8 protein-coding genes are annotated in these 11,977 nt (G+C 38.1%); 2 read left to right on the top strand and 6 right to left on the bottom strand.

Annotated elements, in window-relative coordinates:
• Positions 1-30 precede the first annotated feature (30 nt).
• Complete coding sequence (locus tag EUC40_RS19610; RefSeq protein ID WP_156576324.1) at positions 31-441, top strand: DUF3908 family protein; 411 nt, start codon at positions 31-33, stop codon at positions 439-441.
• A 29-nt stretch (positions 442-470) separates the two neighbouring features.
• Here EUC40_RS19610 and EUC40_RS19605 read toward each other — a convergent pair whose 3' ends face one another.
• The 6 genes from EUC40_RS19605 to odhA form a co-directional block, all read right to left on the bottom strand.
• Entirely contained in the window at positions 471-1,061 is a 591-nt protein-coding gene (locus tag EUC40_RS19605; protein ID WP_071709936.1) for a class I SAM-dependent methyltransferase, read from the bottom strand.
• 91 nt (positions 1,062-1,152) lie between these two features.
• Positions 1,153-2,694 (bottom strand): SagB family peptide dehydrogenase, encoded by a 1,542-nt coding sequence (locus tag EUC40_RS19600; RefSeq protein WP_156576323.1) that lies wholly within the window; start codon positions 2,692-2,694, stop codon positions 1,153-1,155.
• A 15-nt stretch (positions 2,695-2,709) separates the two neighbouring features.
• A complete protein-coding gene (locus EUC40_RS19595) occupies positions 2,710-4,659 on the bottom strand; it encodes a TOMM precursor leader peptide-binding protein (RefSeq protein ID WP_156576322.1) in 1,950 nt (649 codons plus the stop codon).
• On the bottom strand, positions 4,656-6,575 hold the full coding sequence (locus EUC40_RS19590; RefSeq protein ID WP_156576321.1) for a putative thiazole-containing bacteriocin maturation protein: 1,920 nt from the start codon (positions 6,573-6,575) through the stop codon (positions 4,656-4,658). Before EUC40_RS19590 ends, EUC40_RS19595 begins: the two co-directional genes overlap by 4 nt.
• 125 nt (positions 6,576-6,700) lie before the next feature.
• The gene (gene odhB, locus EUC40_RS19585) at positions 6,701-7,960 is read right to left on the bottom strand and encodes a 2-oxoglutarate dehydrogenase complex dihydrolipoyllysine-residue succinyltransferase (protein ID WP_156576320.1); all 1,260 of its coding nucleotides are present in this window, start codon (positions 7,958-7,960) and stop codon (positions 6,701-6,703) included.
• A gap of 131 nt (positions 7,961-8,091) precedes the next feature.
• The gene (gene odhA / locus EUC40_RS19580; RefSeq protein WP_156576319.1) at positions 8,092-10,959 is read right to left on the bottom strand and encodes a 2-oxoglutarate dehydrogenase E1 component; all 2,868 of its coding nucleotides are present in this window, start codon (positions 10,957-10,959) and stop codon (positions 8,092-8,094) included.
• 806 nt (positions 10,960-11,765) lie between these two features.
• Here odhA and EUC40_RS19575 point away from each other — a divergent pair.
• Positions 11,766-11,975 carry a helix-turn-helix transcriptional regulator gene (locus EUC40_RS19575; protein WP_000428506.1) on the top strand — a complete coding sequence of 70 codons (210 nt, stop codon included), beginning with the start codon at positions 11,766-11,768 and terminating at the stop codon, positions 11,973-11,975.
• Positions 11,976-11,977 lie beyond the last annotated feature (2 nt).

The raw sequence follows: 11,977 nt of genomic DNA, 5'->3' as shown, positions 1-11,977 counted from the left end.
CAAAGCAATGAACGAACCAGGGGGCGCAGTATGGCAATTAACATGAAAACAATCGAAGAATGGATTGCGGAATCAAACGCAAGACAAGAAGAAGACTTTGGACACGTTGTGGAAGAGATGAAAGAAGTATGTGTCGGACTTGATAACGCGACGTTAATCTATACGAAAAATGTATTTTGTTTCGGTAAGAAAGTAGAAGTGTTGTTCTTCTTCCAAGACCATGTCGTGATCGGACAAGAAAAAGACGAATATGTTGAAATTGAAAAATTAAAGTATGATGCCATTACACATAGCAATTTAAAAACAAATGATAAAAATACAACGTTAGAATTAAAGTTTGCTAACGGACAATCTATTAATTTAGATAGCTTAAATGATAACTACGGTACGAAAAACTGGTTATTTGCAAGACAAATTAAGAGTATCTTTAAATTAATCTAGTAAAAAGCAGACCTCAAAGGGTCTGCTTTTTACTTAATTCCTATTACACAAAGGCATCCTCTTTCTTCATAACATTTCACACTTGTAAATCCTGTTTTATAAAAAAGGTTTACTAATTCTTCATTCGTTTTACACTTTTCCATATGATATTGAATTTTGAAAGTTTCAGCTACTAATAAAAAAGATCCATTCGCTTGTAAGACGCGAAATACTTCTTTTATATCTTGTTCCACATCGGGCCAAAAGTAGTGTGTTTGAAAAGCGGTTATGAGATCGAAGAAGTTTGTATTGTAAGGAATAGAGGAGACACTTGCCTGATGAATGATGACTTTTCCTTTTTTTACGTCCTGTATATTGGCTTTCTTTGAGTTTTCAACAGCTTGATCTGAATAGTCAATCCCATATATTTTCCCAAGTGGAGTTCGTTTTGAAAGAGTGTGTATTGTTTTACCTCCACCACAACCGATATCTAATATGATTGCATCTGTCTTTATATGTACTTTCTGTAATCCCCAACTTGTGAGTCTCGTATGTGCAGCGTTCATAATACAAAGCATGGAAGAACCAATTGTCCCGCGAGGATTTTTTGCTTGCTGAATTAATCGTTGTAAAATGCTCAAGTCAAACTCTCCTTTTATGTAAGAATATATACTCATTTCGTTTTTTATAAATTAATTCCTTTAAAAAAGCACGCCGATAGACGGCGTGCTTCTAATTATTCAAAGCCCCTTTTAACCAATCCCGCGCCCGATACGCCCCGACAGGAATTTGAATGAGAGACGTTTCATTTCCAGCATCTATCCCGTACAATTGATCGCATGAATTTGTATCAAAGCTAAGCAACGGATGCCCGCCTATCCCCATAGCGGTTGCAGCAAAAACGAGTTTATGAACGAGGATACCAGCTTCCATTTGGTGAATACGGTATCCTCTATAGCCTAATGCATTTGTATAGTAATCTTTCTTTCCGACTACATGGAAGCAAAGTGGTACTTGAAAAAGGTTTACATTATCCATCGTCATACTAGATTGAAGGGGATAACGAAGGTCTCCATATCGAATAGGTTGTATGGAATGCGTTTTACTGTTATAAGCGTAAGCACCGTTTTCTATATCTTTTACGTTATAAAAACATCCATATAATGAGACGCGTGCATTTTCATTTACATACTTACCATCAAGATCGTTGTAATAAGGGAAGGAGAGGCTTGCTTCTTGCAGTAAAGTAGCGAGTCCCGCTGTATCCCATTTCGTTAAAATAAAGTCAGCATCAGGTGAATATCGCTTTTTACAAAGTTGTAAGAAATCATATGATAAACGATCTACTTTCGGTAGCTGTATAGCATGAGCACTATGTTGATAGTATTCTTCATGAGCGAATGTTTGGAAGTGTTCGGTCGATTTGATCATAGAGGCTTCATTTAATTTTGTTATCATCGGATATTCATCAACATGTTTTGAGCGAATGAAATGTTCATGTGCTAACGGCGGAATTTGCTGCACCAACTCATGAGAATTAACTGTTTTATTTTCACGATAATCATTGTGAAACCAATCAGTTTGCGATTCTGTACTTAAAGGAACAACTGCATACACACTTTCTTCACCTTCAGATAATCCGAGTAAATGATTCATTGCCCGGTCTAGAAATTGAAAATATACGCCATTCGTATAACCGAACTGTTTGGCACATTCAAGTAATTGACCGATGAGAACACCACTATCTAATCCTTGGAGACGATAGGAAAAATTATTGTATTTAAAGAAATTTTTCCAAAAAACGGTGGATACAAATGCAGCACCAAAACAAGAATGTAAGTTACAGCGATTACCGAGTGCGTCTGTAAGATAAGAATCGAAATTTCCTTCGCGAAGTAAGATAAGTCGATGATGTGCGGCATCGTAATGGTAAATACCGTCTGGATAATCGTCAATCTTTAAATATATATACAATTCATTCGGATATAAAGCGCCGCCTGAAGGAATAGATCTTCGTAATAAATTTCTTCCGCTATTTAGCTGACATAATTCGGTTAAACCAAATGAATACAAAAGGTAATGACCAATCGCATCCAAAGTAGGTGTAGTAGAAGAGTCCGGCAAAGACGATGAGATTTCTAAAGAGAGAGGGATAACAGGTAAATTTCGGTATAATTTATAAGGAAGTGGTGCGTCTTTCCAGTCCACCTCATGATTCGGCATAATTTCATCAATAGAGAAATGGAGATGATGTAAAAAAGTATTTAGCTGCATGAAATCCCTCCTTTACTATGGAAACGGATGCGGATGTGGATTTAATTTTTCATTCGTTAAAGGTTCATCTGTATATCCAAGTGTCATCGGTACAGTATATACTCGGTCCAGTCCTGTAACTCGAGTAAGATGGTGCCCGAACGTCATCGGTAGCATGCCTGGAATAATGACTTTTACACAATGTAATCCGTTTTTTTCTATAAGGGGTACAGTTTGATCTACAACGATTACTTCGAGTCCAGATTGATGCAAACGATTTAACAGTTGATGAAGATCGGATGTCAAATCCATATCCAATGATTGCAATGCATTCATTTCTTGGAACGTTTGGACTGGAGCATCTTCACGTAAAAGAAAGTGAAGACGTTCTTCCGCTTCTTTCAATCCGTACAGCATACTATGGTCTTCCATTTTATTAACGAGATAAGGATCTTGTAAGCAATTTTCGTAGTACTCTCTTTTTTGCTCAAGTTCATCATCTGTTATAAGTAACATACCTGCTATTTCGTGAATGGCACTCTTTAGAGCACGGATTGGATCTAAATGAGAGCCTCCTGCACAGACAACGTTCATCCCATTTTCACGCGTATTTTTCGCAATTACCCATAAGCTCGGGATGCCGTGTTCCATCGTCGCGTTAAAAGCATGTAGCTCATATCCAGTAATCGTGTGTAACCGCTGGATCATTAATTGTAATTCTGTATCATTTGCTGAACTAAGATCAAGGCGGGGAAGAGGTAATTCAGCATACCAAGTGAGCAGGAAGGCGTCACGCTCTACAATTTCTAAAATGCCGTGAAAAATGGCTTCTTCTAAACTACCACCAATTGCACATCCATTTGATGTTTCATACACGAAGGCGTCTCGATGACCGAGGCTATAATAAGCGATTGATTCAGGAACTAAAAGTGACCTGTTTTGTAATAAAGAATAGCCCCATACCCAGTTTTGTTCATAGTAAGGATCAAATGGTTTAAATGGAAAACTATCACGATTATAATGTTCATTTGTATGTACACCGAGCGAGAGGGGATTCAATGCGTGATCCGCTACATCATGAAAACTACCGTGTACATTAGTCTTTTTCCCTCGAGGTGACATACCGCAATATCTCTCTAAACCTTCTAAAATAGCAGTTGCTTCACTCATTGCAAATGAATGAGTTCGACCTGCAACACCTTCATTTCCAAACATTAACGGCATGTTTATAATGACGTCAGCAAATGGTAATAAAGAATGCTGCATTTTTCCATTCAAAATACCAACTCGGTAATCTAAATAATCTCTCGTTAAAAATGTGTTTAGCTCATGTATGGAACGACAGCGATACGTTTCATTACTTGTTTTTAAACTCGGTTGTAAAGAAATCTCTGCCGCATCCGCCGTATCATCAGGTAAATTACTACACATAGGGCAGAGAGGATCAGGAAGAAAAGAATGCCGTGTACATTGCAATGTTTGTAAGTTTAGTAAAATGAGTTCATTTTCTAAAGAAGAATTTCCGTTAGCTAATATTTTTTCCGCTTCAGCATGAATGAGTTGGCACATTTGCAGCATACCATTTTGGGTAGCACGTACATCACGTCTCGTCACATTATCCGCTTTTAGCGCATATTTCCGCTGTAATTCCCACATTTCTTTCTGGTCAAATCCAGCAATAAAGCGTCTCCCATCGGCGCAATGGGTACATCCAGCTGCAAGAGGATGAATGTAAGGGCCGATAATACCTTCACCAAATGAAGTAAATGCACGTAGCCACGGAATGTCGTTGGAACGAAAAATTAGCTCAGCATCATGATGAATAGTAGAAGGAGAGCCGTCATGTAATACGAGAGCGAGGTCGATATTTTCAGGGAGCTCTTCTGTAATAGTATGTTGGCGAATGATGGAATATTGTTCGCATAATTGATCATGTACATAGTCTGCAAGTAGGCCGTCTCCTATAAGTAATATATTTTGAGTCATAGACTGTCCTCCTTTGCAATTAATAATCCGTACACACCGTCTAGGTTTTCTTTCAAAAATGATTCAATCGCTAAATCAAATACGAATGGATAAAAATTATGTTCCGATAAATGCTGTAAAGCAAGCTGTAAAGATTGCACACCTGGAATGTCTTCTTCCCTTTGTATTTCTAAGCTGAAGGAATCAGCGTCATATAAAATAATAGAGGAGTCAGGCAAAATATTAGCTCGGTAAGGAGTTTCTTCAGTTTGAATGTGAAGAAGTGATAGTTGTAGTGCGCTTCGTAACGCTAACGTCATATTAATGTTCGATGCGCCATACCATCTATCATTTATACCGACCCAAACGACTGGAAAACTTAGAATCTCTTCACCCATTGCTATTATAGGTGTTTCGTGGATTGTAGAAAGGGAATCGTAATAAAACCTGCAATGTTTATCATGAATTTCTGCTACGTCAATCGTTGTGATTTCTTCTAGCATATGTGACTGCCGTTCATACAGTTTATTGTTTACATGTTGTTGTAGTGCCCGGTATACACCTTCTGTCATCGTTTCCCCAGCGCCGATACCGATATCGTTATGTTCAGGAATAAGGCGATGAATAATTTCTGCTACATATGTTTCAATTCCTGTTAAACCAGCTTCACGGCGTGCTTCATTATGGGTCAATCCGCCGCAAGTCATAAGGGGCAGGAGGGAGGCCGGGCCATCTGATAGTGGATTAGCTACTTGAATATTGCATTGTGATAACGGTAATTGATATAAATCTTGTTCATCCCAAACGTGGAATATACCAGCTTCTTTAGAAGTTAATGAATCGAAAAAACGGAACAATTCAGTTGAAGTATGTTGGCCATACCGATGCTCAAGTTTTTCGGAAAGATTTTCTATCGTATCGATTGTAAAACTTTCATCAGTAGCAAGAGGGTGTTTTATAAAAGGATGCCATGTTCCTTCGAGTGTTTCATAGTTTAATAAAAAGAATTGTGGTTCCTTTTCTCGGTAAGAATCATTAGCGACATGTTTAAATAATTCAAAAACAATTATATTTGCTAACATTGCAGGTGTAATAGAAGAGAAGGAATCTGGTGAATTTTCATTTTGCAAAGTTGTTTCATGTAGTCGATGCCATATGGATTCCCAGCATTCTTCATGATTTGCCGTTACGACAGGACCGGCTAAACCGAAATTTGCTAAACAAATGGCAGGTATGAAGTTTTTTCCTAGTTCCTTGCAAATAGTGTGAACTGCTCTTAAGCCTTCAATATCTCCATCTTGAGAAACGTACAAAATCCAGTCGAAAGGTTCGAATACTTCATGCAGGGGACGATCAATTGTCGTATCTATTTCTTGAATAAGTACATTGTCATCAACTTCATGTGCACGTTCTATTAGCTCCTGAATTCGGGCATAATTTGTTTCAGCACGATCTGTAACGAGGTAATGAAATGTAGGTAAACCAGATTCAAGTAAAGACGAAACTAAGGAAGTAAGCATATATCCTGAACCAACTATAAGGACATTTGCAGCGCGGTACGTTTCGAATTTTAAAGCACCTGAATGAGAATCAGCTTCTAGAAATTCAATTTGCGAAGCGTATCTATCGAGTAATACGCTGTTTAATTCATGAGGTGCATCTTGACTTACATCACGAACGAAACCATTTTCATATAAAATCTCTCCGATTTCAAATACACGATTTTGATAAGGGAGAGGGAGTCCATCTGTTATTTCTGCTAACGAATAAGTACCATTAAACATGGGCATTAATTTTTCAATCCAGTTATAAATCCCGTCACCGTCCATGCGGAATGAACTGGCGTTATTTCGAAAATAGACACCCCCGTTTGAATCGGGAAGAAAGAAAGTATCCTTATTTGCTTTAAGTTTTGCATGAGCTGGAAGGTTATTCATTTTAATCCTCCTTACGTTGTAGGCATACATTATTAACGTATGTCATGTGATTTGTCCCGTATGAACGCAATAAAAAAAGGCTGTAGAATAATTCATTCTACAGCCTTGAATAGACTATTAGTCTATCAACCTTCTAATAATAATGATTTTGGATCTTCAAGCATATCTTTAACAGCAACAAGGAAGCTAACCGCTTCTTTACCATCAACAATACGGTGATCATAAGATAAAGCGATGTACATCATTGGACGGTTTTCCATACGCTCGTTATCGATTGCAACTGGGCGTACTTGGATTTTATGCATTCCTAAAATACCTACTTGTGGGCTGTTTAGGATTGGTGTTGACATTAGAGAACCGAATACACCACCGTTTGTAATTGTAAATGTACCACCTTGTAGTTCTTTTAATGAAAGTTTGTTATCGCGTGCTTTCATACCTAAATTACGAATTTCGCTTTCGATTTCAGCGAAGTTTAATTGGTTAGCATCGCGTACAACTGGAACAACTAATCCATCTGGAGCTGCTACTGCAATACCGATATCATAGAATTTTTTAATGATAAGCTCGTCACCTTGAATTTCAGCATTTAATAATGGGAATTGTTTTAATGCTGCAACAACTGCTTTTGTGAAGAATGACATGAAACCAAGACGTACATCATGTTTTTTCTCGAAAGCGTCTTTGCGTTCTTTACGTAATTCCATGATTGCGCTCATATCAACTTCGTTAAATGTTGTTAACATTGCAGATGTTTGTTGAACTTCTACAAGACGTTTTGCAATTGTTTGACGGCGGCGGGACATTTTCACACGCTCAACTGGTTTTTCGAATTCAGTTTTTACAGCTGGAGCAGGAGCTGGACTCTTTGGAGCAGCTGGTGCTTCTTTTGGTGCTGCAGCATGAGCTTGTACATCATGTGGTCTCACGCGTCCAAGTGGATCTGTGCTACGTACGTCGTTTAAGTCGATTCCTAATTCACGAGCCATTTTTCTAGCAGCTGGTGATGCGATAGGACGGTTCGTATTTGGTAAACCTTGTAGAGTCGTAGTTTGTTCAGCACTTGGAGCTGCTGCTTTCGGTGCTTCAGCTGTTTCTTGTTTTGGTTGCTCAGCCACTGGTGCAGGTGTACTTACTGCAACTGGTGCGCCGTTTGCATCTAAAATTGCAATAGTTGCGCCAACTTCAACTGTATCCCCAGGTTCGCCTAGTAACTTCGATACAATACCTGAATCTTCTGCAATGATTTCTACATTGACTTTATCAGTTTCAAGCTCAACAACGCTGCCACCTTTCTCGACTTTGTCGCCTACGTTGATAAGCCATTGTGAAATAGTTCCTTCTGTAATAGATTCTGCAAGCTCAGGTACTTTAATTTCGATCATTTTAAATGTCCTCCCCTTATTTGCCTAACGGTGTGTTTTTTCTTCTTTTAACTTCGGTAATCTCCATTTGTTAGCCTGACATTGGGCAGATATTCTGCCCAATGCAAGCTAGAAACCTTCATTCTTACTTTTTAGTTGCTGTAAACTTCAATTTCTTGTTTATCTTGACGGAAGTTATACTTCACATCTAAAGCGTGTGCAACAATTAGTTCTTGCTCAGCTTTGTGAGCGAATGGATCGCCACCAGATGGGCTAGAACGATCTGGGCGTCCAATGTAACCTGTTTTCACTTTATCTCCAGCTAGTTCGAACAGAATTGGAGCCATGTAATGCCATGCGCCCATATTACGAGGTTCTTCTTGAACCCAAATGATTTCTTCTAAGTTTTTAAAGCGTTTAATAATAGATTGAACTTTCTCAGCAGGGAATGGGTACAATTGTTCAATACGAACAACATGAACTTCATCTAAGTTGTACTCATGTTTACCAGACTCGATTTCTGCTGCTAAGTCAATCGCCATCTTACCTGTACTTAAAACGAGACGTTTTACTTTGTTTGGTTTCATGCCAAGGTTTTCTTGTTCTAAAGCAGGTTGGAAACGTCCTTCGCTTAACTGACTAGCAGTTGAAAGCGTAAGTGGGTGACGTAATAAACTCTTCGGCGTCATAAGTACTAATGGTCGAACAGCTTCTGTTCCTAAGATAGATGCTTGACGACGTAAAATATGGAAGTATTGTGCCGCGCTAGTTAAGTTTGCAACTGTCCAGTTGTTCTCAGCAGCTAACTGTAAGAAACGCTCTGGACGTGCGCTAGAGTGTTCTGGTCCTTGACCTTCATAACCGTGTGGTAATAGAAGAACTAAACCAGATTTTTGACCCCATTTTGCTCTTCCCGCTGAAACATATTGATCAAATAATGCTTGCGCAGTATTTGAGAAGTCACCGTACTGTGCTTCCCACATAACAAGAGTTTCTGGAGCGAATACGTTATAACCATACTCGTAACCAACAACTGCAGCCTCTGATAACGGACTGTTATGAACAGAGAATGAAGCATTAATGTTCGGTAAGCGATGTAGTGGTGAATATGTTTCATTTGTATCCGTATCGTGTAATACGATGTGACGATGCGCGAACGTACCACGCTGTGAATCTTGACCAGTTAAACGAATTGGCGTACCTTCTTGTAAAATAGAAGCGAATGCTAATGACTCAGCAAGTGCCCATTCAATTTTACCGTTCTCTTCAAGAGCATCTTTACGGCGCTCAAGAATTTTCTTCACCTTCGGATATACGTTAAAGCCTTCTGGCCAAGATAGTAGACCTTCATTAATTGCACGAAGTGAGTCAAGCTCAATACCAGTGTCAATCGGCTGAATACCTTTTGCAACAACATCTGGCACTTTAACGTGAATCGTTGCAGCGCTCGTATCAGCTGGTGGTACTTGTGCATAGTCAGATTTTAATTGCTCTTGTATAAACTGTGTAATCGTTTCAACCTCATCTGCATTTAGAACACCAGCAGCTTGTAATTGATCTGCATAAATTGCTCGTACAGTAGGGTGGTTTTTAATCTTTTTGTACACTTGTGGTTGCGTAACTGCTGGGTCATCCATTTCGTTATGACCGTAGCGGCGGTAACCAATTAAATCGATCAAGAAGTCTTTTTTGAACAACATGCGATATTGAATCGCAAGGTTAGCCGCAGCAAGACAAGCTTCCGGATCATCAGCGTTCACGTGAACGATTGGAATATCAAAACCTTTTGCAAGGTCACTTGAATATTTAGTAGAACGAGAATCATAGCTATCAGTCGTAAAACCAACTGCATTGTTTGCGATAACATGAATTGTTCCGCCCGTTTGATACGCGTTCAATCTGCTTAAGTTAAGTGTCTCAGACACAATACCTTGACCAGGGAATGCAGCATCACCATGAACTAAAATTACGAATGATTTTGAAGTATCTTGTTCTGGAAGACCAGATTTTTTACGGTTTTCTTGAGCCGCACGTGCGAAACCTTCTACTACAGGATTAACGAACTCAAGATGACTTGGGTTATTTGCTAATGTAACGCGAGTGCTAACTTCTTCATTACTAACGACTTGTTCTCTACCTAAATGGTATTTTACATCGCCAGTCCAGCCAGCATTTGCTACTGCACCTTCTATTTTTGCATGTTTGAACTCAGCAAACATGTGACTATATGGTTTTTCTAGTACGTGTGCAAGTACGCTTAGACGACCGCGGTGAGCCATACCAATCATGACATCTTCTACGCCGCTCTTCGCACCTTCTAGAACAATTTCATCTAGAACAGGTACAAGCATATCAACGCCCTCGATAGAGAAACGCTTTTGCCCAACGAATGTTTTATGCAAGAATTGCTCGAAACCTTCAACAGCTGTTAAACGTTTTAAAAGAGCAGTTCGTTTTTTATTTGATAGTGGTTGACGCAATGAATTTGATTCCACCATTTGATGCAACCACGCGCGTTCTTCACTATCTTGTATATGAGAAAATTCATAAGCTAAAGATTTTGTATAAACGTCTTTTAATCTATGAATTACATCAAGTGCAGTGTGAATACCTTCTGGTGCATCTTGCCATACTGTTTTCGCTGGAATCGCTTTCAAGTCAGCATCGCTCAGTTCACTCATTGCTTTCTCAAGAAGAGATTGTCCATTTGCAGCATCTTCCATCGGATTGATGTGAGCCAACGTATGCCCGAAAGAACGAATCTGCTCAACAAGTTGAACGACTTTAAGAATCTTTTCAATGTTCCCTGTGTTTTGAGGAGAAAAATGTGTTGCTGTGTTGTCCCCTGTTACGACATCATCTTGAAACGAAGGAGCTCCAAAAATTTCAAAAAGCTCTTGTAATTCCGGATCAACAGAACCTGCTCCAGTTACGTAAAGATCATACTGCTCAATAACATAACCAAGGTTCGGACCGTGGAACTTGGCCCAAGGGTTTGTCGTTGTATTCTTCCTCGTCATTTGTTTAAACCTCCCAATGCATATAATCCTTTTCCATACAAAGGTGCATTTTGCTCTTTTTCAATAATTGATTAACTAATAAATAATGTAATTGTTTTCTTTACTCTTATGTTATTACAATAATTTACATAATACCAAACACTATTACTTATCTGTTTTGTAAAAAAACATTCACAATAACTTATCACCCAAGTTAATCTTTCATGTTATAAAGTAATTTTACAGAAAAATGGGGTGGATATATTTGGTATACCTATACTAATAACTATAATTGTTGCATTTAAATATAGGCATAATAGTTAGAATGTTTCGATAAAATGTAGTTCGAATTATGTATATTGAAATAATAAGCGCTTTCATTGATATTATACAACAATACAACGGAATATAGTATAAAAAATAAAAAATTATGAATTTATCGTAAACTTTATTTCGATAGTGTTAAATAACGAAAGGAAAATGAAGGATTTCTACAAAAAAAGTGGCTAAACATAAAAAATGCTTCATAATCCGTTAGTTTCTATCAATATGCCGAAAAACACCGTAAAACTAATAACGCATTTCATGGAATAAAGAGGAGAATGAAATATTTTAAAAGGATAAAACAAATATGGAGATATTAAATTCCCCTAAAAATCGGGAGGGGATATAGTAACGGATATATACATTGTTCCATGTTTCGTTTCAAAATAGACGTGTTGAAATTGAAAAGTTTCTTCTATATAAATAGTGTGAAAAACAAATGGAATAAATGTAAAGTTACCTTTACATTTATATTCGATATAAGGAAAGAGGGAGAAATTTCCTTGGAAAATAAAATGGTCGAATACCGAAAAAAATTTGGACTATCTCAAGAAAAATTGGCTGAGAAACTCGGAGTTTCCAGGCAAACCATTATCTCAATTGAAAAAGGGAAATACGATCCATCACTTCCGCTAGCATTTGAAATAGCGAAAACATTTCAAACAACGATAGAACACGTATTCATTTATGAAGGGAAAGAAGAGGGGGAATAGGG

This window comes from Bacillus luti, from assembly GCF_009739945.1.
In the GTDB taxonomy this organism is placed as follows: domain Bacteria; phylum Bacillota; class Bacilli; order Bacillales; family Bacillaceae_G; genus Bacillus_A; species Bacillus_A luti.
Note: the sequence above shows the minus strand (reverse complement) of the source record. Positions and strands in the feature narration are given on the sequence as shown.